Source organism: Rathayibacter sp. AY1C4 (genome assembly GCF_002932195.1).
GTDB lineage: Bacteria > Actinomycetota > Actinomycetes > Actinomycetales > Microbacteriaceae > Rathayibacter.
In genome coordinates this window covers 45146-69176 of the sequence record NZ_PSWE01000017.1, presented here as the reverse complement: position 1 = coordinate 69176, position 24031 = coordinate 45146, and the positions used below count along the sequence as shown (strand labels likewise).

Genomic DNA, 24031 nt, shown 5'->3' with positions numbered 1-24031 from the left:
CGTGCGCGAGAGTCGGTGCATGACCGATTCCCTGCCGATCCTCGACCTGTCCCGCCTCGACCAGGGGGAGGCGGAGGCCGCCGCCTTCCGCCGCGACCTCCGGGAGACCACGCACGACGTGGGATTCTTCTACCTCGTCGGCCACGGCGTGCCCCAGGACCTCCTCGACGACGTCGTCGCCGTCTCCCGCCGCTTCTTCGACCTGCCGGAGGAGGAGAAGCTCGCGATCGAGAACACCCTCAGCCCGCAGTTCCGCGGCTACACCCGCTTCGGCGCCGAGCTCACCAACGGCGACGTCGACTACCGCGAGCAGGTCGACATCGGCATCGACCGACCGGCCGTTCCCGCCGGGCCCGGCGTCGCCGACTACGAGCGCCTCGAGGGGCCGAACCTCTGGCCCGAGGCGCTGCCGGAGTTCCGCGAGGTCTTCGAGCGCTGGCACGCGGAGCTCGCTGCGGTCGCGATCCGGCTGCTGCGCACCTGGGCCGTCGCACTCGACGCCCCGGAGGACGTGTTCGACGAGGCGTTCGCCGAGCGGCCGTTCTCGCTGGTGAAGGTCGTCCGCTACCCGGGCACCTCCGACCCGGAGCCCAAGCAGGGCGTGGGCGCGCACCGCGACGGCGGCGTGCTGACGCTGCTGCTGGTCGAGCCCGGCAAGGGCGGCCTGCAGGTCGAGCACGACGGCTCGTGGATCGAGGCACCCGCGATGGAGGGCGCGTTCGTCGTCAACATCGGCGAGATGCTGGAGCTCGCCACGGGCGGCTACCTCAAGGCCACGCTGCACCGCGTGATCTCGCCGCTGATCGGAACGGACCGGATCTCGATCCCGTTCTTCTTCAATCCCGCGCTCTCGGCCACCATGCCCTCGCTCCCGCTGCCCGAGGAGCTCAAGTCCGGCCTCTCGGTCGACCCGACGAACGCGCCGATCCTCGAGACCTACGGCGAGAACGCGCTGCGCTACCGGCTCCGGGCCCACCCGAACGTGGCGGCCGCCCACCACGCGGACCTGCTCGCTCCCACCGTCTGACCCGGGAACGACGAAGGGCCCCCTCCCGCGCGAGCGCAGGAGGGGGCCCTTCGTCGTCAGTGCGTCAGCAGCGCGCGGCGGCCACGGGGACCGTCGCGGTGAACGCGGGCTGGCCGGTCGCCGATCCGGTCACCGTCACCGTGCCGGCCGGCATCGAGGCCAGGCGGGTGGTGAAGGCGGCGGAGGCGGACGATCCGGGTGCGACCGCGGTGAACGACTTCGAGCCGTAGGCCGAGGCGATCGTGACGGCCGCGGCAGCGGTGTCGGTGTTCTTCACGGTCGCGGTGAGCACGATCTTCCCGGCGACGCAGCGCGTGGCGACCGCGGGGACGAGCTCGAGGGTGTCCAGCGGGACGGCGGCCGAGACCGACGTGCGCACCAGCTTGTCCGCGTACCCGGTGTAGGAGGCCGTGACGCCGGTCACGTCCGCCGGGACCGAGACGCTCGCCGAGCCGCCGGAGAGCGGGACGGTCGAGGTCCACGAGCCGCCGGTGAAGGTGACCGAGCCGACGACGTCGCCCTTGTCGGCCGCCGCGACCGTCGCCGTGACCGTGCGGCCGTCGGCGGTGAGGGTCGTGGTGGAGTCGACGGCAGTGACGCCGGTCCAGTTCTTCATGGCGGTGAGGACCGTCTGCGGGACGCTCACGAACGCGCCGTGCCGCGGGCTGGCCGGGAGGCCGGCGCGGCTCTTGGGCGAGACGTTCCAGTCGGCCGACTGCGAGAGGCGGTTCGTCTGCGAGCTGCCGGCGATGGCCGCTCCGGAGGTGATGAAGGCCTTGTAGCCGCCGTCGCCGTAGTTGTCGACGAGGAACGCGTAGCCGTCGCCCGCGCCGGTGGTGTCGTTCGGGTCGCCCGCGTTCAGCTTGATGATCTCGGGTCCCTCACCGGCCTGGCCGGTCTCGAGCGAGGTCATCCGGGTGTCGGTGAGCTGCCAGGTGGTGTTCGGGTCGGCACTCCAGTTCGAGGAGGTCGTCCCGGCGGTCAGGACCTTCGACTTCTCGAGGAAGATGTCCTTTCCGGCCTCGAGGGTGCCGGCGGCGCCGCCCTCCTCGTTCTTGGTGAAGCGGTAGTAGTAGTCGCCGATCTTCGTGATCGTCGAGTCGATCCGCGCGTAGCCGGTGTCCTGCCAGGTGGCGGGAGGAGCGGTGAAGGTGCGGAAGTCGCGGGTGATCACGGAGAAGACGCGGGAGTAGAGCTTGTCGTTGTTGGTCTTCGTCGCGTCGGAGTAGAGGCGCGAGGAGAAGAACACGACGTAGGACTGCAGGGCGTCGTCCCAGTACGCCTCGGGCGCCCAGGTCATTCCGGCGGCCGGCTGGTTCACCGTGATGCCGGTGTCGGCGCCGTTGGTGCGGGTCCACTGCACCAGGTCGGTCGACTCCCAGACCTCGATCTTCAGGCTGCCCTTGGACTGGGCGTCGCCCCAGCCGGTGCCGCAGGAGATGCAGAGGTCGGTGGCGACCATGTAGTACTTGTCGCCGTTGTGCGAGCGGAGGATGAACGGGTCGCGCAGGCCCTTCGTGTCGGTCGTCGAGGTGATGACCGCCTTCCCGCCGTTGACCGGCGAGAAGGTGAAGAAGTCGTTACCCGAGGTCGCGGCCTGGTAGATCTTCTCGTCGCCGTCCGACTTGAAGTACGCCGAGGCGTAGCCCGCGTCGGGAGCGGTGCGGCCGAGCTCGGCGACCGTCAGCGTGAAGGCGCGCGTCTCGGCGACGCCGTTGAGGGTGGCCGTCGCGGTGAGGGTGACGGTCCTGTCTCCGGAGCCGTAGGCCGGCCGGGTGACGACGCCGCCGCCGCGGTAGGGGTCGGCCGCGCCGACCGCCGGAGCCGCGTAGGAGGTGTTCGTCGGAGTGACGAGGGCCGGGTCCGAGGAGGTCCAGGTGATGTCGGTGCCGTTACGGGCGCCCTTCACTGCGAGGGGGAGGTTCTCGGTGGTGCGCGTGGCGAGCTTCAGCGCGTCGAGGTCGTCGTTGATGCTCGGGGCGAGCACGACCACCTCGAAGGCGATCGTCGCGCCCTGGGCGGTGGTCGCCGTCAGGGTGACCGGGGTGTTCTGCGCGATCGAGCGCGAGACGACGCCGGTGGCCGAGACGACCGCGCTGTTCGAGGAGGTCCAGGTGAGCGGGACGCCGCTGCTGGAGGCGGGTAGCGTCAGGTTCGAGGAGACCTGGGTCAGCGACGGGTTGCCGGCCAGCAGGACGGGCTGGATGTCCGAGCGCAGCAGGGCGGAGGTCGCGGACGCCTTCGCCGTGGCGGTCGGCATGCTCGAGGCGACCTGCTCGGCGGTGAGGGAGGTGTCCCAGAACTTCACGTCGGTGACGTCGGCGGTCACGAGCGCGTCGCCGGAGTAGAGCGAGCGGCCGAGGTAGCCGAGAGTGGACCCGGTCGGCACGATGCTCGCCATCGACTTCGTGGTGTTCGCCGTCGAGATCTGCGTGCCGTCGCGGTAGAGGGTCAGCACGGTGCTCGACCCCGTGCCGGTGCCGACGAGCGTGAGGGTCGTGAACCCGGGGTTCAGCGTGCCGCCGAACGGCATGCGGGTCTCGCCGTTGTTGGTGGGCTCCTTGACGCGGATGCCCGCGAGGACCTGTCCGCTGGGCGAGCCGTCGGGGTTGCGCGGGTTCACGAAGACGTGGTTGCCGAGCTGCGTGGTGTTCCACGGGCCGACGCCGTCGCCGATGACCCAGCCGAACTGGTTGGCGGTGGTCTGCGTCTTCACCGTGTACTCGACGGCGAAGGCGTTGTCGGCTCCGGTGACCAGGCCCTGGGGGAGGCTCGCGTAGCCGTCGTTCTTGAACCGGGCGACCTGGTCGCCGCCGGCGTTCGCGAAGGACGCGTCGGTGAGGCCGGTCAGGGTGGCGTTGCGTCCGTTGCCCGAGATGTCGAGCAGGGCCGAGCCGGCGTGCGACATGTCGTAGTGCGCGGTGGGCGCCGGGACGTCGACGGCCTGCGCCGAGACGGGGACGAGAGCGCCGGTGAGGGCGACGCTCGTGCAGGCGAGAGCGGAGAGGAAGAGGGATCGCACGCGGCGCCGAGGCGCGGCGGCAGGGGGCTCCGGGGAGCGTCGTCTCATCGTCGAGACCTTTCCTTCAGGGGAGGGATGCGTCGAGCCGAGGGGACCGACGCGTGTGTTCACGTTAACATGTGAGCCGCCTCAGAGCCATGGGGGAATTGCTCCGGCGGCGAGAGCGAACCATGCGACAGGGGAGCGCTTCGGCGCAAGACCTGCACCCCCGAGCGCCCAGGGCGTAGCGTGAGCGCACCGCATCCTGGCCCCCGGTGACGGAACCATGCCCATCCGCCTGCCCTGCGAGGACTTGACCATGACGACGCTCTTCCACACCGGTGGCTCCCTCTCCCTCGACGACGCGACCGCCGACGCCGTCGTCCGGTACTCGCTCGCGCTCGCGCAGCGGCACCGGATGAGCACGGTCAGCGTCGCCGACGACTCGGCCCCCTCCTCCATCGTGACGCTCACCGTCGGGCTCGGCGTCCCCCTGGTCGTCGCGGGCAGCGATGGCGCAGCGGCGGAGTCGAGCACCGAGATCCTCGAGCGCCTCGACGCGCTCGACAGTGCGGGCGGACCGGTGCCCGCCTCGGACGTCGACCCCCGCGCGACGTGGGAGCTCGAGAACGAGTACTGAGCTCTGAGCCGCGGCGCTGCCGGCGCGGATCCGCCCCGCTCCTGCTCCGCTGGCGCGGAGCGTCAGCGCCGGTAGCCGCGGATGATCTCCTGGGCGAGCGTCGTGATCGGAGTCGACGTCGCTCGCGCGCGGACCCGCAGCACCTCGAAGGCCTGCTCGACCGTGGTGCGGTGGGCGTAGGCGAGGATCCCCTTCGCCTGCTCGATCAGCACCCGGCTGTCGAGGGCGTGCTGCAGCTGCTCCTGGGTGACCGTGCTCTGCTGGAGCGCGCGCTGGTGCAGGATCCCGATCGTCGCGACGTCGGCGAACGCCTGCACGACCGCGATGTCGTCCGGATCGAGCCGCCCCGGCCGGGCCTGGAAGAGGTTGAGGGAGCCGATCGTCGTCCCCGCCGAGCGCATCGGCACGCAGTGCGCCGAGAGCACGTCGAGCTCGACCGCCAGCGTCCGGAACTCCGCCCACTCCTCGCCCACGGCGCGGGCGTCCTCGACGATCACCGGCCGCCCGGTCTCGAAGCACTGGATGCACGGGCCCGACCCGCTGTCGAGCTGGAGCAGCTCGATCAGCCGGGTGTCCTCGTCCGTGGAGGCGAGCACCTCGAGGGAGCCGGTGGAGTCGGCGAGGACGAGCCCCGCCGAGACGGCGTCGAAGAGGGTCGCGCTGCTCTCCACGAGGGTCTGGGTGAAGTCGACGACGTCGTAGTCGTCGACCAGTGTGTCGGAGAGGGCGACGAACGTCTGGATGACGCTGCGCTCGCGGGAGTTCGTCACCATGTGTCGTCCTGGGCGGTGAGAGGGCGGTCGGGGAACCCGTCGTGCCGGGCCACGATGCCGGAGGCGACATCGACGACGGAGCGCTGCTGGGCGAAGGCGTGGGCGCGCAGCAGCAGCTGCGCCTCCTCGGCGGTGCTGCCGTAGCGCGCGATGATCATGCCGGTCGCCTGGTGCACCACGCGTCGCGAGCGCGGATTCGTGCTCTCCTCGACCTCGTTGTCGCGCAGCACCGCGGCCAGCACCAGCAGCGCCGTCGCGGTGGTCGAGGCGCTGATCCGGCCGAGGAGGGAGTCGCTGAGCGACGTGGGGCGGCGGGAGTAGAGGTCGACCGCGCCGATCGAGAGCCCCGCGATCGAGAGCGGGAAGGCGAAGACCGCGCGCACCGCCGTGGGGCCGATCGCCTCGGTGAAGAGCGGCCAGCGCTCCTCCGCGCCGGTGTCCGGCACCGAGACGGGGCCGGCAGCGCGGATCGCCTCCCAGCACGGGCCCTCGCCGAGGTCGATCTGGACCTCGTCCAGCCGGCTCGCGGTGCTGTCGCTCGCGGCGACGGTCTCGCCGCCGAAGGGGCTGCCGAGCGTGGAGATCGCGACGCCGTCGATCGGATACCCGCGCAGATACGGGTCGCAGAGAGCGTCGGAGTCGGTCACCGCGCCCATTTTAGCCGTCGGCTCCGCTCGGAGCGACGCTCCGCCGGACCGGCGGGGACCACGACGCGGTGACGCGCGGGAGCCCGCCTGGCTGCGCTGCCCGGGCGCACGAGGCGACGGCCCGTGAAGCGGCTCGTCGGGCGCGGACGGTGCATGGTGCGGGGCGACGGGAGCCGGAGGACGGCGGCCTGCACGGCGACGGAGCGGCTCAGGCCGGGGTCGATCGAGCCGGGACGCTCGAGGGCGGCGATGAGGTCGTCGAGAACGGCGAAGGCGGGATCTGTCATCACGGCTCCTGGCCGGGTGTCCGCGGCCGTTGTTCTGCGCGCCGGGGCGCGGGCGGTGTCGATCGGGTGTCGCCGTGCGGGGTCCGCGCACGACGTCGACGAGGTCCTGCCCGACGGTACGGGGCGCGGATCGACCGGACGACGTGGTTGACCTCCCCGAGGTCCGCCGCTACTCGTGCTCTGCGTTGAGCTCGTCGAAGTCGTTCGTGATGATCGACAGCGGGGTGTACGGCGTGATGAGGAGGAGCGCCGGGTTCGCGCGTCCCTCGCCGTAGTTGACGGTCAGCCACTGCGGGGTCGGGGAGGCGAGGGCGGCCTCGACCTCGGCGCGGAACTCCTCGAGGCTCCTGTTGTTGACCGTGTAGGCGGTGCCGTTGTAGATCAGGTCGATGCGCTTCACAGCTGGTCGCCCTTCGCCGGAGGACGCACCGGTTCGGCGGGCTCCGAGATCACGTACAGCCCGCCCGCGGAGTTCGCGAGGTCGGTGAGCGCGGAGATCCAGGCGGGGTTGATGCGGGGCATCCGGCCGCCGAAGTACTTGTAGCGGAGCGCGTGGGAGGGGTGGATCCAGATCGCGCTGCGGCCGTCGCCCATGCTGTGGTCGTCGCGCCAGCTGAGCAGGAACGACTCGTTGCGGCGCAGCTTCGCGGTGATGACGATCTGCAGGTGCGCGAGCACGCGGTCCTCGAAGTCGATCTCGACGGTCCCGTCGTAGTGCAGCTTCCCCATCGGCGTCTCCAGCCCCTGATCTCCGGCAGGCAGACGCCCGCCGTTGCCTCCACCCTTCCGCAGACCGGACGGATCCGACAACCCGGGTCTGCCATTCTCTGCTCGATCTGTCCAGGTCTTCCGTCAGCGGCGGTCCTCTGTCAACCTCCTCCCTCCACGCAGCCGGCGTTGCCGAGCATGGGCGGCATGAAGCACATCCTCTTCGCCGACAAGACGATCCTGGTGGGGGACGAGGCGGCCGACGCACTCGTCGAATACGCCGTCGCCCTCGCCTCGAAGGGCGCGGCCGACACCGTCGAGTACACGGGGATCGGCGCCGACGGCGGGACGGTCGACGCCACCTTCCTCGTGAACGCCGCGGCCGCCCTCATCGTCGAGACCACGCCGAGCGACCTGCCCGAACCGGACAACGCGGCGGAGGTGGCACGGCTGCGCGCGCGGATCGACGCGCTCACCGGCGAGCATCCCGTGCAACCCGGCGACGGCGAGCTGACCAGTGGTGCCGACTACGAGGACTCCTACGAGCAGTGAGTGGTTCCCCGTCGTGCGCGTCCGGGCGCGACCGGCGTCCGCTACCACTGCGAGGCTCCGCAGTGAACCCCCTGATCGGCTGAGGGGAGGCGGACGTACCGTGGCCCTGCGGGTCGCCGACGACACGATCACCGGTCGACCGCTACGGGCACGGCCGCGGGTCGGCCGGGGAGGACGGGCACGATGACCGGAGACCATCCCTTCTGGGTGCGCCTCGCGCGCAAGGAGCCGCAGTGCGCCATCGTGCGCGGCCGGGTCTTCGAGATCGGCGCCCCCGACGAGCGGGACGGCGCCTTCCTCCTCACGGTCTGGGAGAAGGGGCGGCCCGTCGGGCACGTCCTGAACGTGGATCCGCCCGCCTACAAGCCGTGCGGACCCGGGCACCCGGTCGAGCCGCAGCGGGTCGACGGGGTCGAGGAGCTGCTCGAGCTCCTGGTGCCCCAGCGCACCCGGCTCGCGGCGCACGGCTGACGCCGCTCCCGTCCGCGGGGGCCGCCCGAGTCCTGTGCACCGGGAGCGGGGCGAGCGCTGAGCACCCGCTGACGGACGCCCGGGACGGGGGAGTCGTGCGGCCGGGCGGCGGCTGGCATCCTGACCTCGGTGCGACGAGCGTGCCCGCGAGGGGGAGCCCGATGAGCACCGCCGAGGACGTCGACGACGGGACCGCCGAGTTCGGGTACCGCCCTTCGCTCACCCGCGGCATCGGCCGCTTCGGCAGCTTCGCCGCGGGCGTGAGCTACATCTCGATCCTGACCGGCACGTTCCAGCTCTTCTCCTTCGGCTTCGCGCTCGGCGGTCCCGCCTACTGGTGGTCCTGGCCGATCGTGTTCACCGGGCAGCTCATGGTCGCGCTGTGCTTCGCCGAGCTCGCCGCCCGCTACCCGGTCGCCGGCTCCGTCTACAACTGGAGCAAGCGCCTCGCCGGGCCGACGGTGAGCTGGATGGCGGGCTGGCTGATGGCCACCGCGTCCGTGGTCACGCTCGCGGCCGTCGTGCTGGCGTACCAGGCGACGCTCCCGCAGATCTGGAGCGGGTTCCAGCTCGGCGGCTCCGCGGGGGTGAGCGCGGTGGTCTGGGGAGCGCTGCTGATCGCGTTCACCACCGCGGTCAACGCGCGCGGCGTGCGGCTGATGGCCCGGATCAACAGCGTCGGCGTGCTGATCGAGCTCGTCGCGGCGGTGCTGCTGGTGGCGGTGCTCGCGGTGAACGTGGTGCATCCGCCGACCGTGCTGCTCGACACCAGCGGCTACGGCGGGAGCACGCCGGGCGGGTACGCCGGCGCGTTCCTCATCGCCGCGATCGCGTCGGCGTACGTGATGTACGGGTTCGACACCGCGGGTTCGCTCGGCGAGGAGACGGTCGATCCGCGCCGGACCGCGCCGACGGCGATCCTGCGGGCGGTGACCGCCTCCTTCGTCCTCGGCGGCCTCATCCTGCTGCTGGGGATCCTCTCGGCGCCCGACCTCGCCGACCCGGCGCTCGGGCAGGCGTCGGGCGGGCTGCAGCGGATCGTGCTGCAGGTGCTCGGCGGCCCCCTCGGATCGGTCCTCCTGCTCTGCGTGGTCGTCGCGATCACGGTGTGCGCGCTGGCGGTGCACACGGCGGCCATCCGACTGATCTTCGCGATGGCCCGCGACAACGCCCTGCCCGGCAGCCGCGTGCTCGCCCGCGTCGACCCGCGGCGGGGGACCCCGGTGGCGCCGGCGCTGGTCGTGGGGGTGCTCGCGGTGCTGATCCTGGTCGTGAACATCGGCACGCCGGCGATCTTCACGGCCGTGACGAGCGTGGCGGTCATCCTGATCTACCTCGCCTACCTGCTGGTGACGGTGCCGCTGCTGATCGCCCGGCTCCGCGGCCGGTGGCCCGCAGCCGCGCCCGGGCGCTTCTCGCTCGGCCGCGCGGGCCTGCCGGTGAACGTCGTCGCGGTGCTCTGGGGCGCGGCGATGACGGTCGACCTCGCGTGGCCGCGCGTCGAGGTCTACGGGGAGGAGCTGCGCTGGAGCGCGGTCGTCGTGGTCGCCGCGGTCGTCGGGATCGGCCTGGCCTGGTTCCTCCTCCGCGGCCGGCACCGCCTCGGCACCCTGCCCGCGCACGCGCTCCCCTCGCCGCCGCCGCAGGGCTGAGTCGCACGAGAAGGCCCGTTCTCGAGGGGCAGGACGATCCTTCCCGGGCGACTCGGCGGCGGCACCGGGAGGAGGATGGGGGAGCGGGTGCTCGGCCGAGCGCCGCGGGGAGGAGCGCGCGTGCGGAACCGCCTGGCGACTCCGTCCCTGCTCGCGCACGCCGTGCTCATCCAGGCCGTCGCGTTCCTGCTCCGGCCGGCCGCCGTCTACCAGGCGATCCGGCTCGACGTGCCGGCCTGGGCGCTCGGGGCGCTCGGCGCCTCGTTCGCGCTGGTGCCGCTGCTGATCGCGCTGCCGGTGGGCGGGCTGGTCGACCGGGTCGGCGCCCGGGCCGTGATGGCCGTCGGCTCGCTCGTCGCGGTGGGAGCGGCCGCGGTGCTGCTCCTGGCGGGCGGGAGCGTCGCGGGGCTGCTCCTCGGCATCGCCCTGCTCGGCGCGGGGCACCTGGGCTGCGTGGTCGGGCAGCAGACCGTCGTCGCGGGCGGCACCGGAGGGACGCGGCTCGACAGCCGCTTCGGCTACTACACGTTCGCCGCGTCGCTCGGGCAGGCGATCGGGCCCGCATTCATCCCGGTGCTCGCGGGCGGCTCGGTGCGGCCCGACCCGGCGCCGCTGTTCCTCGTGGGCGGGATCCTCGCGGTGCTGCTGCTCGTCTCGACGGCGGGGATCCGCAGCCCGTCCCCGCGCGGACCCGCGGCGGAAGGGGCGGCGGCTCCGGGCTCGACGCTCGGTCTCCTCCGGGTGCCGGGCCTCGCGCGCGCCCTGCTGACCAGCGCGACCGTCGTCGCCGCCGTCGACCTGACCGTCGTCTACCTCCCCGCCCTCGGCGCCGAGCGCGGGCTCCCGGCCGGCGTCGTCGGAGCCCTGCTCACCGTGCGCGCGCTCGCGTCGATGGCCTCGCGGCTCCTCCTCGGCGCGGCCACCGCCCGGCTCGGGCGCACCCGGGTGATGGTGGGCGGCATCCTGATCTCGGCGCTCTGCCTGGTGCTGGTCGCCCTGCCCGCGCCGACCGTGCTCCTCTTCGTCGCGGTCGCCGCCCTCGGCCTGGGCCTCGGGATCGGCCAGCCCATCACGATGTCCTGGCTGATCGAGCGCACCCCCGCCGACCGCCACGGCCGCGCCCTCGCGCTGCGCCTGGCCGGGAACCGCCTCGGGCTGATCGCCCTGCCCAGCCTGCTCGGCGTCCTCGCGGCGGCGGCCGGAGCGGGCGGTGTCCTCATCGGCACCGGTGCCGCGGTCGGCGCGACCCTCCTCCTGCTGCGCGGGGTGCGCCTGGACTGAGGTGCCGGGGGCGCAGCGGATCGGCGGCGCGAGCCGCGTTCCCGGGCCTCTCCGTCGGAAGACCGGAGGGTCAGCTGCCCGGCTCCTCCACGCGGACGTCCTCGGCGGCCTTGTCGGCGCGCCAGCCGCGCCAGACCGGCTGGCGGAGGGTGCCGGAGGCGGTGCGCTCGCGGTAGCGGACCTCGCCGACCAGGACGGGCGACACCCAGTGCACGCCGCGCGACTCGAGCGGAGGGACGGAGACGGCGGGCTCCTCGGTGGCGTGCTCGGCCAGGCGGTCGACCAGTCCGCGGCGCTCGCGGTCACTGAAGCCGGTGCCCACACGGCCCGAGTACGCGAGCCCGTCCTCGCCGGGGATCGCGGTCAGCAGCGCCCCGACCGACCCCTGGAGGCCGCCCTCGCCCTCGCGCCAGCCCACGATCACGACCTCCTGCAGCCGGTGGTGGGTGAGCTTGATCCAGTCGCGCGAGCGGCTGCCCTCCTGGTAGCGCGAGTCGCGGCGCTTGGCGACCACGCCCTCGAGGCCGAGGGTGCGGCTGGTGGCCATCGCCTCCTCCAGGTCGCCGTCGAACACGGACGGGACGTGCACGCGCTCGTTCTCGGCGACCAGCTCGACCAGTGCCGAGCGACGGGTGTCGTAGTCGCTCCCGGTCAGGTCCTCTCCTGCGCGCTCGAGCAGGTCGAAGACCATCAGGTGCACCGGAGTGGACCGGGCGGCCGCCTCGATCTCGCGCGGCTTCGTCAGCCCGCCGCGGGTCTGCAGGGCGCCGAAGTCGGGGCGCCCGCGAGCGTCGAGGGCGACGATCTCGCCGTCGAGCACGGCGTCGGCGGCGGCCTCGGCGAGCGGGGCGAGCAGGTCGGGGAACGCCGCGGTCAGGTCGTTGCCGTTGCGGCTCGTGAGGGTCGCGGTGCCGCCCTGCACCCGCACGAGAGCGCGGTAGCCGTCCCACTTCATCTCGATCGCGGCCCCCGGGTCCACGTCGCCGCGGCGTCCGGCCGTGGCGAGCATGGGGCGGTGGCGGCGCGGAGCGGAGTCCTCGGCCGGGCGGTCTGCGGAGGGTGCGGGGCGGGGAGCGGGCGACGCGGCGGACGCGGCCGCCCGGCCCCGTCGCTGCGTCCCGTGCCCGTGAGCGGGACCCGGCGCCATCAGGTGCAGGAGCCAGTTCTTCTCGGCGCCCTCCCTCGAGCCCGTGTGCAGCAGGGCGTAGCGACGGGGCTGGCCGCCGAGCCCGCCGTCGGGGCGGCCGGTCAGCACCGCGATCACCTCCTTCCCCTCGCGCCACTTCTCGAGCGCGTAGGTGCCCTCGTCCCAGATGCGCACCTCGCCGCCGCCGTACTCGCCGGCCGGGATCGTGCCCTCGAAGGTCGCGTACTCGAGGGGGTGGTCCTCGGTCTGCACCGCGAGCCGGTTGGGGTCGCCCTCCAGCGGCGGGCCCTTCGGCACCGCCCAGCTGACCAGGACGCCGTCGTGCTCGAGCCGGAAGTCGTAGTGCAGGCGCCGCGCGTGGTGCTCCTGGATGACGAAGGAGTCGCCCGAGGAGGACCCCGCGGACCCCGCCTCGGGCACCGGCTCCGGCGTCCTCGACGCGTCGCGCATGCTGCGGTAGGTCGCCAAGCGGTCGGAGGAGGCGTCCGTCGCGGCGAAGCCCGCCATCCTCTCCGGGGTCGGCTCGAGCCCGGCACCCCGGGCGGCGAGCAGCGGGCGGAGGAGGTCGCCGTCGCTCCGCAGCCGCTCCACCACCTCGTCGGGCGACAGGTGGCGCAGGTCCTCGGCACCCAGCTCCTCCCACGTGCGGGGCGCGGCGGCGGCCGGCCGGAGGCGCCCCCGGAGGGAGTAGGGGGCGATAGTCGTCTTCGCCGCGCTGTTCTGGCTCCAGTCGACGAGGACCTTGCCCTCGCGCAGGGTCTTCTTCATGTCCGAGACGACGAGGTCGCGGTGGTCCGACTCGAGAGCGCGCGCCAGCTCGTGCGCGACCGCCGAGATCTGGTCGCTGGAGGCGGAGGCGTCCAGCGGGCAGTAGAGGTGGATCCCCTTGCTCCCGCTGGTCACCGGCAGCGGAGACAGCCCCATCCCCTCCAGCAGGTCGCGGGCGAGGAACGCGACCTCGGCGCACTCGGCGAGGCCCGCCCCCTCGCCCGGGTCGAGGTCGAGCACGAGGCGGTCGGGCGGACGGCGCTCGCCGTCGGAGCCCACCCGCCACTGCGGGACGTGCAGCTCGAGCGCCGCCTGCTGCGCCAGCCAGGTGAGCCCGGCGACGTCGTCGACCAGCGGGTACTCGACGTCGCGCGACGAGTGCGCGAGCCGGGTCCGGCTCAGCCAGTAGGGGGCGGAGGAGGGGAGGTTCTTCTCGAAGAAGACCTCGCCCGGATGCTCGGCGGTGCCCACTCCGTCGACCCAGCGCTTCCGGGTGACCGGGCGGCGCGCGAGATGGGGCAGCATCGCGGAGGCGACGGAGGCGTAGTAGGAGAGCACGTCGGCCTTGGTGAAGCCCGTCTCCGGGTAGACGACCTTGTCGAGGTTCGTCAGCCGCAGCCTCCGCCCGCCGACCGAGACGATCTGCTGCGAGGCGGCCATCCCCCCATGGTGGAGGCAGGCGCGCGCCGAGGGAACCCCGGACCGTCGCGGGAACCCGGAGCGAGCCGCCTCCACGACTCGGGGTTCCCTCGGCGGCGGGGAGTAGCGTCGACGCACCACGTCCGAAGGAGCCCTCCGTGCCCGACACGATCGCCGACATCCCCCTCACCACGATCGACGGCACCACGTCGACCCTCGCCGACTACCCGCCCGTGCGGCTGATCGTCAACGTCGCCTCCCGCTGCGGCCTCGCCCCGCAGTACGAGAAGCTCGAGGCCCTGCAGAAGAGCTACGGGGAGCGCGGATTCACGGTCCTCGGCTTCCCGAGCAACCAGTTCCTCCAGGAGCTGAGCGACGAGGACAAGATCAAGGCGTACTGCTCGACGACCTGGGGGGTCACCTTCCCGATGTTCGAGAAGGTCCGCGTCAACGGCCGCTCGGCGCACCCGCTCTACGCGGAGCTCACCAAGGCGGAGGACGAGAACGGCAAGGCCGGCCGGGTGAAGTGGAACTTCGAGAAGTTCCTGATCACGGCCGACGGCACGGTCCACCGGTTCCGCCCAACGGTCGAGCCCGACGACCCGCGGATCGTCGACCTGATCGAGGCGTCGCTCCCCGCCTGATCCCGCTCAGCGGCGGGCGCGGGGCGGAGCACGCCGCCCGTCGCGGCTCAGCGGTCGCGGAGCCCCAGGGCCGAGCGGGCGTCCGCGGGCTCGACGCCCTCGGGGCAGACGATGTCCGAGACGTCGAACGGCGTCGCGCGCGAGAACGGGATCATCTCGATCCCGTCGACGTGGCGCAGCAGCACGAGGCCGCCCTCACCCTCGCGCAGGCTCCGGCGCACCTGGCGCAGGAAGATGCCGGCCATGTCGAGCTCGACGACGAAGGAGCGGCCGCTCACGTCGATCCGGCAGCCGATGACCGGCTGGGAGCCGACGGAGACGGAGTCCGGCACGCGGCGCGGCTCGATCGGCTGCTCCTTGCGGAGCGTCCGCACCGGGGTGAGGGTGGGCAGGCCGGTCGCTCGCGCGGTGTCCGTCATGGTCGTCTCCGTCCGTCGACGTCCGCCGATGGTTCCGGGGACGTCTTCTCGACGGTACTTCGCGTCCCCCGCAGAGGGGACGGGGTTGACGGCCGTGCGATCAGGGGGCAGCGGGGCCCAGGAGCGGCGGAGCTCAGGAGCCCTGGCGCTGCTCCTCGGGCTCCGGCAGGACCGAGAGCTCGCCGTGCATGCTGGCGACGCTGAGCATCTGCTCGATCCACGCGCGGTTGAGCTTGGGCTGGTGCGCCTCGGTGAAGCGGAAGTGCAGCGGCACCGACGGGTGCAGCCAGACGGAGCTCCGGCCGTGTCCGGTGGAGGCGTCCTCCATCCACGAGAGCGAGAAGGCTTCGTTGCGGCGCAGCTTCGAGAGGACGGCGACCTTCAGGTGCGCGAGGACGCGCTCCTCGAATTCGATCTCGAGGTTCTGCGGTCCGTAGATGAGCGTGGCCACGGGCCCCCTTCGTTCATCGGGCCGGCCCTGGCGGACGGCTCCTCGGGGGACGGTATCCGCTCGGACCCCGGTGCGGGGAATCGGGCGGGAGACACGCCGGACCCCCATTGACAGTCCCGCGGACGGGACGTAGCACTGCCGGGCGTGCTGGGCGCCACGTTAGCCGACGCATGTAGCGAGAGTCGATGCTCCGTCGCGGATCTCCCGTCGGCCGGGGCCGGCCCGGGAGCGAGCGCGGGCACCTCCGGCTGCCGGCCGCGCCGCTCAGGATCCCGTCACGGCCCGGCCGGCGCGTCCCACCCCTCCTGCGGAGTCGCGCAGGTGCCGCGGAAGACGTAGTGCGACGGAAGCTTCCGCTGGTGCGAGGACCAGTCGATCGCCGGCCGCCGCTGCTCCGGAGGCAGGTAGCCGAGCCGGTACACCGCCATCAGCTCCAGCTCGTCGGGCACGGCGAGCAGCGACTCGATCCGCGCCCACGCTCCCGGCACCTCCATCGGGAACGACACGAACTGGATCCCCATCCCCAGCTCGACCGTGCTCAGCCAGACGTTCTCCATCGCGGCGCCCATGCTGAACACCGAGTAGAAGGAGGAGAGCTCGCCCGGCCGGTACTCGGAGCGGTCGAGCATCACCCCGAGCAGCAGCGGCGATCCCGCGACGAGCCGGCGGTTCTCCTCGCCGAGCGTCTGCGGGACGCGGAGGGAGTTCATCAGGAACTGCCCGCGCTTCGTGAAGACCTGCTTCGTGAAGGGGCGGAGCGGAGCCGGCAGCTTGTCGAACAGCATCCCGTCGCGCCGCTGCTCCATCTCCTCGCTGCTGAAGCGGAAGTAGGGCTTGTACCGCTCGAAGAACGTGCCGTTCGACATCGCGGTGGTCATGCTCTCGCCGCTGATCGCGGCGATCCGGTCGATCGTCTCGCGCTCCTCGACGAGCACGAACCGCCACGGCTGGCTGTTGAGCTGCGAGGGCGCCCGGCCGGCCACCTCCATCAGGAGCCGCTGGTGCTCCTCGGATACGGGGTCGGGCAGGAACGCGCCGTTGGTGGTCTTCCGGCGCCGGACGACATCGAGGAACTCCATGCCTCGATCCTGCCCCGATCGATCGCGCAGAGGGGGGAGCGGCGGCGGCCAGGGGCGCGCGCGGTAGCATCGAGGGTCCTGTGCAGGCTCGAGGGAAGCGGTGGAACGGTGAAGACGAGGGTCATCTTCTACCTTCTCGGAGGTGTGTTCGTGCTCGGCGCGGGCATCAACTCGGTCGTGGGCAGCGGCTTCTCGGTGCCGAACCTGCTGACGATGCTCTGCGGCGCACTGATCCTCGCGATCGCCGGCTGGCAGGCGCTGCGCTCGTACCGCTCCGACCCCGACCGCGACGTCGAGCCCCCGCGCTAGAAGCCGGGGCGCGTCAGCGCAGGGCTGACCCGGCCCTGAGACGCTGGAGCACTCCTCGGCGCCGCGCCGGCCGCCGCGTCCGCCCGAGAGCGGCGAGCACGAACGGAGCCGCCGCCAGCGCGATCGCCGGGTGCCGACGTCCGTGCGTCCCCGCGAAGGGGATCACCGCCAGCGGGACGGCGGCGGGAGCCAGCGCGGACGCGGCGCGGGTGTCCGACCGTCGCAGCGTCGCCCAGGCCAGAGCGGTGAGCGTCGACGTGCAGATGTAGAGCGCGTGGTGGATCCAGTGCCAGCGGCCCGTGCGGAGAGCGCCGGTGGCGACGGCGGTGCCGAGGGCGCAGTTGGCGGAGTAGCTGACAGCGGCGGCGCGCAGCCAGAGCGGACCGGAAGCGCTCGCCCGCCGCCGCGTCCTCACACCTCGCCCCGCGCGAGCAGCAGCCGGTAGGGCGCCGCGCGCTCGACCCCCCACCCCTCGGGCGCCACCGCGCGCAGCTCGGCGGCGGTGAAGCTGCGCCGCACCGACAGCGACCCGTCGTAGTGGAGGAACGAGCCGGCCGCGATCGGTCGTGTGGCCAGCAGGTAGGCCGTGTAGGCCAGCCGCGAGCGCTCGATGTCGTTGTGGAGGGCGCGCGGGGCCAGGCGCTCACTGTCGGCGAGCAGGTCGGCGAGCGACTCCGGCGACAGGTGGTGCAGCACGTGGTTGGAGGTCACCAGGTCGAAGTGCTCGCCCTCGGCGACCAGGTCGGCGCTGCTCGCGCGGCGGAACTCGACTCCGGGCGGCGCGGGCGTGGACGTGGCGAACGCGGAGGCGCGCTCGTCCGGATCGACGGCGGTGATCGCCAGGCGGAGGCCGTCCTCGTGGGCCCAGCCGGCGAGGGACCGGGCGACGTCGCCGCCTCCCGATCCGATGTCGAGCAGGCGGAACGGCTCGTCGGGCCGCAGCAGCGGACGCAGGCGCGAGCGGTAGAGGCCGCGCCACCCCGAGACCAGCCGGTTCACGGTGCCGAAGCGGGCGTAGGTGGCATCGAGCAGGGTCCGGTCGCAGTCCGGGTCGTCCATCAGCTCCTGCTCGGAGACCTCGCGGTGGCGCAGATCCGGCGCGAGAGGGGCGCGCGGAGTCACTCCCCGCCCCGCTTGGTGAGCAGCGCGAGCTCGACGGTGAGTCCGGGCCCGAACGCCATCGCGCCGATCCGCTCGCCGTCGGCCGCCTCGCCGTGCAGCAGGCGCCGCAGGATGAAGAGGACGGTCGCGCTCGACATGTTGCCGTTGGTCCGCAGCACCTCGCGCGACGGGGCCAGCTGCTCGTCGCTGAGGGCGAGCGAGGCCTGCACCTTGTCGAGGATGCTGCGGCCGCCGGGGTGGATCGCCCAGCGCTGCACGTCGCTCCGCTCGACCTCGGCGCCGGCCAGCAGCGGGGCGACGGCCGCCTCGATGTTCGCTCCGATGATCGAGGGCACGTAGGTGCTCAGCCGCATCGAGAAGCCGTGGTCGCCGATCGTCCACGCCATCTCGGTCTCGCCCTCGTCGGTGAGCGTCGTGGCGAGCGCGTCGAGCTCGAGCACCGGGGTGCCGGGCGCGGCCTCGCGGGCGGTGACGACGGCCGCCGCACCGCCGTCGGCGAAGACGGAGGTCGCGACGATCTGCTCCGGGTCGTTGGAGCTCGTGAGGTGGATGGTGCACAGCTCGACCGCGACGACGAGGACGACCGCCTCCGGGTCGGCCTCGCAGAACTGGCGGGCGGCGCGCAGACCGGGGAAGGCGCCGTAGCAGCCCATGAAGCCGAGGTGGAAGCGCTGCGTCGAGGGCGCGAGGCCGAGGCGGCGGACCAGCTGGTAGTCGGGCCCCGGGGCGTAGAAGCCGGTGCAGGAGACCGTCACCACGTGGGTGACGTCCTCGGGGGTCATCGACGCGGACGAGAGGGCGCGGCGGGCCGCCTCCGTGAAGAGCTCGGGAGCGCGCTCGGTGTAGACGGCGTTGCGCGCGGCCGTCCCCGGGTCGAGCACCAGGCCGCTCCCCGCGTCGTAGAAGACGCTCGCACCCTCGCGCTCGACCCGGTCGAGCTCGTCGACCACCGTGCTGCGGGTGTCGATCCCGGACGCGTCGAAGGCCGCGCCGATCAGGCGGGACCCGAGCCGGGTCATCGCGGGCTGGGACGCGAAGAGGTCGCGCACCTCGGACTGGCGCAGGACCGTGGTCGGCACCGCCGTCTCGATGCTGCGGATGTGGACACTCACCCGCAGGAACCTATCGCGGAATCCTGCGGGTGAGCGGTGCCCTGGAGCGTGATCAGAGGATCGGCTTCCCGCCGGTGACGGCGATCGTCGACCCGCTGATGTAGCTCGCCTCGTCGGAGGCGAGGAGGACGTAGGCGGGGGCCACCTCGGCCGGCTGCCCGGGGCGGCCCAGCGGGACCTGCTCGCCGAACTCGGCGACGGCCTCCTCCGGCATGGTCGAGGGGATGAGCGGCGTCCAGATCGGGCCGGGCGCGACGGAATTGGCGCGGATGCCCTTCTCGCCGAGCGCCTGCGCGAACGAGGCGGTGAGGCTGAGGATCGCCGACTTCGTGGCGGCGTAGGGGAGCAGCTGGTACGACGGCTGGTCGGACTGCACCGAGCTCGTCGCGATGATCGATGCGCCCTCCTTCAGGTGGGGCAGCGCCGACTTCACGAGGTGGAAGTAGGCGCTGATGTTCGTCGCGATCGTGCGGTCCCACTCCTCGTCCGGGATGTCGGTGACGCTCTCGCGGCTCATCTGGAAGGCGGCGTTGCTGACGAGCACCTCGAGGTGGCCGAAGCGCTCGACGGTCTCGGTGACGACGGCGCGGCAGTGCGCCGGGTCCTGCAGGTCGCCGGGGAGGAGCAGCGCCTCGCGGCCGGCCTCCCGGACCCACGTCGCGGTGTCCTCGGCGTCGTCGTGCTCGTCGAGGTACGAGATCGCCACGTCGGCGCCCTCGCGCGCGAACGCGATCGCGACGGCCTTGCCGATGCCGCTGTCGCCGCCCGTGATGAGGGCGACCTTGCCGCTGAGGCGGCCGGTGCCGCGGTAGCTGGTCTCGCCGTGGTCGGCCTTCGGCGTCAGCTCGGCCTCGGTGCCGGGCGGTGTCTGCTCGGGGGATTCCGGAGTCATGACTCTCCCTCTCGTGTCGTCGGTCGGTGCCTCCATGCAAGCGGGTGGGAGGGAGGGGGCGCAGGGGGTTGACGCCCGGACCGCTCCGTCGTGTCGTCAAGCCCGCGACACCGAGGGCTCCCTGGGTCTTGACTGAGCGTGTCGCCCTTCTTCGGGGCGCTCGGCCAGGAGGTTCGACATGAGCACGACAGACAGGGATCCGGCTGACGGCGGACTGCCGCGACGCGCAGAGGGCTCGGCGGCGGGCGGCACGGCGCGCATCGACTCGGCGGGGGACACGGGAGCGGCTGCGGCGACGGACCGCTCCGCGACTCCGGACCGCTCCGCCTCCTCGGACCGTTCCGCCTCGACGGACCGCTCCGCGACTCCGGACCGCTCCGCCTCCTCGGACCGTTCCGCCTCGACGGACCGCTCCGCTTCGACGGACCGATCCGACTCGGCCCACTCGGCTCCCGAGCACCGCGGGCCCGTCGACCCCGACTCCGCCGAGGCGAAGCAGGCCCGTGCGGCTGCGCGCAAGGACATCCACCAGCGCGAGCGCGACCGCTTCGGCGGCTTCAAGATCGGCTGCGCCTTCTTCGGCTGGCTCGCCGCCACCGGACTCGCCGTCCTCCTGACCGCCCTCGTCACCGCGATCGGGGCCGCCGTCATCGGCACCCAGGACGTCACCGGCGACCTCGCGGCCGACCCCGCCGCGTTCGGCTGGGCGGGCGCGATCGCACTGCTGGTCATCCTCCTCGTCGCCTACTACTGCGGCGGCTACGTGGCAGGCCGCATGGCCCGCTTCAGCGGAGCGAAGCAGGGCGTCGGAGTGTGGGCCTGGGCGGTCGTCGTCGCGATCGTCGTGGGCATCGTCTCGGCGATCACCGGCGGCAGCCAGGCGCTCTCCGCGGTGAGCGGCTTCCCGACGATCCCGCTCGACGCCGGCGACGCCACGGCCGCGGCGGTCGTGACGGCGCTCGCCGCCCTGGTCGTCGCGCTGGTCGGCGCCGTGCTCGGCGGTCTCGCCGGCATGCGCTTCCACCGCCGCGTCGACCGCGAGGGCCTCTCCGGCCTCTCCGTCTGACGCTCCCGTCCCTCCTCTCTCCGCGAGACGCCGCTCCGGTACGCCACGCAAGCCGTGCAGCGCACCGGAGGGGCAGCTCCCGGAGGGGAGGTAGGGTCCTTCGCGTGACGGGGGAGCGAGGGACGCGGCTGGCGGGCGAGCTGCGGGAGTGGGACGCGGGCGCGCTCGCGGACCTGCGGGACGAGTACCTGGCGTTCCTCGAGCAGCGCGGCGAGTCGGCGCTCGAGCGCGACGGCGGCCCCGAGCACGTCACGGCGAGCTGCTTCGTGCTCTCGCCGAATCTGGCGCAGGTGCTGCTCTGCTTCCACCGCAAGGGCCGGTTCTGGGTGCAGCTCGGCGGTCATGTCGAGCCCGGTGACGACTCCACGGCCGACGCGGCCCTCCGCGAGGCGCAGGAGGAGAGCGGAGCGGCACGGCTGCAGCCGCTCGGCGTCCTGCCCCTCGACCTCGACCGGCACGCGCTCGGCGACGGCTTCGGCCGCTGCTCCCGCCACTGGGACGTGGGCTACGGTGCGATCGCCGATCCTGACGCTCCGGTGAGCGTCAGCGACGAGAGCGACGACGTGGCCTGGTGGCCGGTCGACGCGCTGCCCGCCGAGGTGCCGCCGGGGTTCGCCGAGCGGCTGGCCGGGGCGCTCGCCGCGGCGCGTCTCCTCCGCGGTGCGGGGTCGCTCGGCGGCTGATCGAGGCCCGCCTCCACCCACTCCGCGTCCCGGCAGCGCGCCTGCGACGAGTCCTCCCCGTGACTCCGGCGCCGTGCGGCACGATGGGGCGATGAGCAGCACCGCTGACCCCGTCGTCGTCCTCGCCGGTGCGAGCGGATTCCTCGGGACGGACCTCACCCGCCGCTTCACGGCAGACGGCTGGACGGTGCGGAGGATCGGCCGCTCCGGGCCGGACGCGCGCTGGGGCGACACCGCCGGCATCACCCGGGTCCTCGACGGTGCGCGCCTCCTGGTGAACCTGGCCGGCAAGAGCGTCGACTGCCGGTACACCGCGGCGAACCGCGCCGAGATCCTCCGCTCGCGCGTGGCGACCACCGCGGAGCTGCACCGCGCGGTCGCGGCGGCCGCGACTCCTCCTCCGGTCTGGATGAACGCGAGCACGGCCACGATCTACCGGCACGAGGAGGAGCGGGCGAACACCGAGGACGAGGGCGTGCTCGGCGAGGGCTTCTCGGTCGACGTGGCGCGGGCGTGGGAGTCGGAGTTCTTCGCCGGGGAGACGCCCGGCGTGCGGCGCGTGGCGCTGCGGATGTCCATCGTGCTCGGAGACGGTCCGGCGACGGCGATCCTGCTGCGGCTGGCGCGGCTCGGGCTCGGCGGTCCGCAGTTCGACGGGCCGTGGCCCTCGACGCGCGCGCGCCGCGAGGCCGGCGTGCACCACGAGCACCGGCGCACCCGCGGCCGTCAGCACTTCAGCTGGATCCACGTGGAGGACGTCCACCGGTCGATCCGCTTCCTCGAGGAGTCGACCCTCGACGGGCCGGTGAACCTCGCGTCGCCGAATCCGAGCGACAACACCGAGCTCTCCCGGCTGCTCCGCGCCGCCGTGGGCCGCCGGATCGGCGTCCCGGCCCCGCGCTTCGTCCTCGAGCCCGCGACGCTCCTGCTCCGCACCGAGTCCGAGCTCCTGCTCAAGTCCCGCTGGGTCGTGCCCGCCCGCCTCGAGGACGCCGGCTTCACCTTCGCGCACCCCCACCTCGCCGAGGCCCTCCGCACCCTGGCCTGACCCGCCCCCCGCGAGGCGACCGACCTCCGCCGCGAGCCCGTGTCGCGGAGGTCCGAGTCCGAGCGCGGATCCACCCCACCCCGGCCACCCTCGAGGCGTCGACCGGAACGCGTGCCGAGCGTTCTGGACGCGCCGACCGCGCCCCGCTCTCCGAGTACCCGGCCGGTCTCTGAGTCGACCGCGCCACGCCGCGCGGGGAGCGGCGTGGCCGACATCACGTCGGAGGTCGCGCTACTGCGCGACCTTCGCCGCGATGTCGCTCCGATACAGCCCGCCGTCGAGGTGGATCAGGTCGAGCGCGCGGTACGCCCGCTCCCGCGCCTCGGCGAAGTCGGCGCCGCGCGCGACGACGTTGAGCACGCGGCCGCCGGTGGCGACGAAGCTCCCGTCGACCAGCTGGGTCGCCGCGTGGGCGATGGTGACGCCGGGGACGTCCGCCGCCGCGTCGAGTCCGGTGATGGTCCGTCCGGTGACGGCGTTCTCGGGGTAGCCCTCGCTCGAGAGGACGACGGTGACGGCGACCTCGTCCGTGAACGCGGGCCACGGGACGGAGGCGAGCGCGCCGGTGGCCGCCGCGTGCAGCAGCGCGGACAGCGGGGAGGCGAGGCGGGGGAGTACGACCTGGGTCTCGGGGTCTCCGAAGCGGGCGTTGAACTCGATCACGCGCAGGCCCGCGTCGGTCACGATGAGGCCGCAGTAGAGGAGTCCGACGAAGGGGGTGCGCTCGCGCTCGAGCTGGCGGATGGTCGGGATGGCGACCGTGTCGATCACCTCGTCGACGAAGGCGCGCTCGCTCTCCCAGCGGTCGGCGAGCCAGGGGAGCGGGGAGTAGGCGCCCATGCCGCCGGTGTTCGGCCCCTCGTCGCCGTCGCCCAGGCGCTTGAAGTCCTGCGCGGGGGAGAGAGGGACGACGTCGTGGCCGTCGGAGAGGAGGAAGAGGGAGACCTCCTGGCCGGCGAGGAACTCCTCGATGAGGACGTCGCCGGACTGCAGCCAGAACTCGGCGTGCGCGATCGCGGCGCTGCGCGACTCCGTCACCAGGACGCCCTTGCCCGCGGCGAGGCCGTCGGCCTTGACGACCGAGGGGAGTCCGTACTCGTCGATGGCGCGGGTGGCGTCGACCAGGGTGGAGACGCGGGTCGCGCGGCCGGTGGGCACGCGGGCCATGTCCATCACGCGCTTCGCGAAGGTCTTCGAGCCCTCGAGTGCGGCGGCGGCCCGGTCGGGGCCGAAGGTGGGGATGCGGCGCTTGCGGAGCGCGTCGGCGACTCCGGCGACCAGGGGCGCCTCGGGGCCGATGACGACGAGCTCGATGCCCTGCTCCACCGCGAAGTCGCTGACCAGCCGGGGGCTGTTCGTGTCGAAGTGGATGACCTCGACGTCACGCGCGATGCCGGCGTTGCCGGGCGCCGCGATGATCTCGTGGTGCTCCTCCTCCGCGAGGAGAGCCGTGATGATGGCGTGCTCACGGGCACCCGAACCGAGGACGAGGATCTTCACCCTGACAGGATAGGGCGCCCCGCCCCGGGGCTGGTCCCTGTGACGTCCTCCTCCGCAGGGCGGCGCTGCGGACGCCGACACGCCGGGCGGAGCCGGCGGGAGGCCTCCGGGAG

The 24031-nt window shown here is 73.1% G+C and carries 26 protein-coding genes; 11 read left to right on the top strand and 15 right to left on the bottom strand.

The features are described 5' to 3' along the window. The first annotated feature begins 19 nt into the window (after positions 1 to 19). Positions 20 to 1027, top strand: a complete 1008-nt coding sequence (locus C5C99_RS10315; protein WP_104223790.1) for an isopenicillin N synthase family oxygenase — start codon at positions 20 to 22, stop codon at positions 1025 to 1027. 64 nt (positions 1028 to 1091) lie between these two features. Here the strand turns inward: C5C99_RS10315 and C5C99_RS10310 are convergent, their stop codons facing one another. Continuing rightward, a complete protein-coding gene (locus C5C99_RS10310) occupies positions 1092 to 4049 on the bottom strand; it encodes an immunoglobulin-like domain-containing protein (RefSeq protein ID WP_258059454.1) in 2958 nt (985 codons plus the stop codon). Positions 4050 to 4347: 298 nt separating this feature from the next. Between C5C99_RS10310 and C5C99_RS10305 the strand changes: the two genes are divergently transcribed. Next, positions 4348 to 4668: a hypothetical protein gene (locus tag C5C99_RS10305; RefSeq protein WP_104226798.1), complete on the top strand. Its 321-nt coding sequence runs from the start codon at positions 4348 to 4350 to the stop codon at positions 4666 to 4668. Positions 4669 to 4730: 62 nt separating this feature from the next. Here the strand turns inward: C5C99_RS10305 and C5C99_RS10300 are convergent, their stop codons facing one another. From C5C99_RS10300 to C5C99_RS10285, 5 genes are all read right to left on the bottom strand, one after another. Continuing rightward, the gene (locus tag C5C99_RS10300) at positions 4731 to 5441 is read right to left on the bottom strand and encodes a GAF and ANTAR domain-containing protein (RefSeq protein WP_104226799.1); all 711 of its coding nucleotides are present in this window, start codon (positions 5439 to 5441) and stop codon (positions 4731 to 4733) included. Continuing rightward, on the bottom strand, positions 5435 to 6088 hold the full coding sequence (locus C5C99_RS10295) for a GAF and ANTAR domain-containing protein (protein WP_146085499.1): 654 nt from the start codon (positions 6086 to 6088) through the stop codon (positions 5435 to 5437). Before C5C99_RS10295 ends, C5C99_RS10300 begins: the two co-directional genes overlap by 7 nt. Then, positions 6085 to 6375, bottom strand: coding sequence for a hypothetical protein (locus C5C99_RS10290; RefSeq protein ID WP_104233816.1), 291 nt, complete (start codon positions 6373 to 6375; stop codon positions 6085 to 6087). Before C5C99_RS10290 ends, C5C99_RS10295 begins: the two co-directional genes overlap by 4 nt. 169 nt (positions 6376 to 6544) lie before the next feature. Then, positions 6545 to 6775, bottom strand: coding sequence for a hypothetical protein (locus C5C99_RS16805; RefSeq protein WP_104226801.1), 231 nt, complete (start codon positions 6773 to 6775; stop codon positions 6545 to 6547). Continuing rightward, complete coding sequence (locus tag C5C99_RS10285; RefSeq protein ID WP_104223784.1) at positions 6772 to 7104, bottom strand: ATP-dependent DNA ligase; 333 nt, start codon at positions 7102 to 7104, stop codon at positions 6772 to 6774. The genes C5C99_RS16805 and C5C99_RS10285 overlap by 4 nt, the downstream gene beginning before the upstream one ends. A 186-nt stretch (positions 7105 to 7290) precedes the next feature. On the opposite strand from C5C99_RS10285, the gene C5C99_RS10280 reads away from it, so the two are divergent. From C5C99_RS10280 to C5C99_RS10265, 4 genes are all read left to right on the top strand, one after another. Continuing rightward, on the top strand, positions 7291 to 7635 hold the full coding sequence (locus C5C99_RS10280; RefSeq protein WP_104260837.1) for a hypothetical protein: 345 nt from the start codon (positions 7291 to 7293) through the stop codon (positions 7633 to 7635). Between the two features lie 183 nt (positions 7636 to 7818). After that, entirely contained in the window at positions 7819 to 8106 is a 288-nt protein-coding gene (locus C5C99_RS10275) for a hypothetical protein (RefSeq protein ID WP_104223782.1), read from the top strand. 161 nt (positions 8107 to 8267) lie between these two features. After that, the gene (locus tag C5C99_RS10270) at positions 8268 to 9758 is read left to right on the top strand and encodes an APC family permease (RefSeq protein ID WP_104337542.1); all 1491 of its coding nucleotides are present in this window, start codon (positions 8268 to 8270) and stop codon (positions 9756 to 9758) included. A gap of 120 nt (positions 9759 to 9878) precedes the next feature. Beyond that, positions 9879 to 11039, top strand: a complete 1161-nt coding sequence (locus tag C5C99_RS10265; RefSeq protein ID WP_159940156.1) for an MFS transporter — start codon at positions 9879 to 9881, stop codon at positions 11037 to 11039. Positions 11040 to 11109: 70 nt separating this feature from the next. Here C5C99_RS10265 and C5C99_RS10260 read toward each other — a convergent pair whose 3' ends face one another. Continuing rightward, on the bottom strand, positions 11110 to 13614 hold the full coding sequence (locus C5C99_RS10260; protein WP_104340044.1) for an ATP-dependent DNA ligase: 2505 nt from the start codon (positions 13612 to 13614) through the stop codon (positions 11110 to 11112). Positions 13615 to 13751: 137 nt separating this feature from the next. On the opposite strand from C5C99_RS10260, the gene C5C99_RS10255 reads away from it, so the two are divergent. Continuing rightward, the gene (locus C5C99_RS10255) at positions 13752 to 14237 is read left to right on the top strand and encodes a glutathione peroxidase (RefSeq protein ID WP_244229546.1); all 486 of its coding nucleotides are present in this window, start codon (positions 13752 to 13754) and stop codon (positions 14235 to 14237) included. Positions 14238 to 14284: 47 nt separating this feature from the next. Here the strand turns inward: C5C99_RS10255 and C5C99_RS10250 are convergent, their stop codons facing one another. From C5C99_RS10250 to C5C99_RS10240, 3 genes are all read right to left on the bottom strand, one after another. Beyond that, the gene (locus C5C99_RS10250; protein ID WP_104223778.1) at positions 14285 to 14656 is read right to left on the bottom strand and encodes a hypothetical protein; all 372 of its coding nucleotides are present in this window, start codon (positions 14654 to 14656) and stop codon (positions 14285 to 14287) included. A gap of 133 nt (positions 14657 to 14789) precedes the next feature. After that, on the bottom strand, positions 14790 to 15107 hold the full coding sequence (locus tag C5C99_RS10245) for a hypothetical protein (protein ID WP_244229547.1): 318 nt from the start codon (positions 15105 to 15107) through the stop codon (positions 14790 to 14792). A gap of 275 nt (positions 15108 to 15382) precedes the next feature. Next, positions 15383 to 16186 (bottom strand): nitroreductase family protein, encoded by an 804-nt coding sequence (locus tag C5C99_RS10240; protein WP_104340043.1) that lies wholly within the window; start codon positions 16184 to 16186, stop codon positions 15383 to 15385. A 108-nt stretch (positions 16187 to 16294) separates the two neighbouring features. On the opposite strand from C5C99_RS10240, the gene C5C99_RS10235 reads away from it, so the two are divergent. Continuing rightward, on the top strand, positions 16295 to 16495 hold the full coding sequence (locus C5C99_RS10235; protein ID WP_104223776.1) for a hypothetical protein: 201 nt from the start codon (positions 16295 to 16297) through the stop codon (positions 16493 to 16495). Between the two features lie 13 nt (positions 16496 to 16508). On the opposite strand, the gene C5C99_RS10230 is transcribed toward C5C99_RS10235, so the two are convergent. From C5C99_RS10230 to C5C99_RS10215, 4 genes are read right to left on the bottom strand one after another with little or no spacing between them, the layout of a single operon-like run. Continuing rightward, entirely contained in the window at positions 16509 to 16910 is a 402-nt protein-coding gene (locus tag C5C99_RS10230; RefSeq protein WP_104288445.1) for a hypothetical protein, read from the bottom strand. Continuing rightward, entirely contained in the window at positions 16907 to 17617 is a 711-nt protein-coding gene (locus C5C99_RS10225) for a class I SAM-dependent methyltransferase (protein ID WP_258063679.1), read from the bottom strand. Before C5C99_RS10225 ends, C5C99_RS10230 begins: the two co-directional genes overlap by 4 nt. Then, complete coding sequence (locus tag C5C99_RS10220; RefSeq protein WP_104288444.1) at positions 17614 to 18729, bottom strand: type III polyketide synthase; 1116 nt, start codon at positions 18727 to 18729, stop codon at positions 17614 to 17616. Before C5C99_RS10220 ends, C5C99_RS10225 begins: the two co-directional genes overlap by 4 nt. Positions 18730 to 18781: 52 nt before the next feature. Then, entirely contained in the window at positions 18782 to 19621 is an 840-nt protein-coding gene (locus C5C99_RS10215) for an SDR family oxidoreductase (RefSeq protein ID WP_104247379.1), read from the bottom strand. A 178-nt stretch (positions 19622 to 19799) separates the two neighbouring features. Between C5C99_RS10215 and C5C99_RS10210 the strand changes: the two genes are divergently transcribed. From C5C99_RS10210 to C5C99_RS10200, 3 genes are all read left to right on the top strand, one after another. Further along, positions 19800 to 20687 (top strand): hypothetical protein, encoded by an 888-nt coding sequence (locus C5C99_RS10210; RefSeq protein WP_181074583.1) that lies wholly within the window; start codon positions 19800 to 19802, stop codon positions 20685 to 20687. Positions 20688 to 20791: 104 nt separating this feature from the next. Then, positions 20792 to 21370, top strand: coding sequence for an NUDIX hydrolase (locus C5C99_RS10205; protein ID WP_258063678.1), 579 nt, complete (start codon positions 20792 to 20794; stop codon positions 21368 to 21370). A gap of 91 nt (positions 21371 to 21461) precedes the next feature. After that, positions 21462 to 22418: an epimerase gene (locus C5C99_RS10200; protein ID WP_104269334.1), complete on the top strand. Its 957-nt coding sequence runs from the start codon at positions 21462 to 21464 to the stop codon at positions 22416 to 22418. Positions 22419 to 22649: 231 nt separating this feature from the next. Here the strand turns inward: C5C99_RS10200 and purD are convergent, their stop codons facing one another. Further along, on the bottom strand, positions 22650 to 23918 hold the full coding sequence (purD, locus tag C5C99_RS10195; RefSeq protein ID WP_104340042.1) for a phosphoribosylamine--glycine ligase: 1269 nt from the start codon (positions 23916 to 23918) through the stop codon (positions 22650 to 22652). Positions 23919 to 24031: the final 113 nt, after the last annotated feature.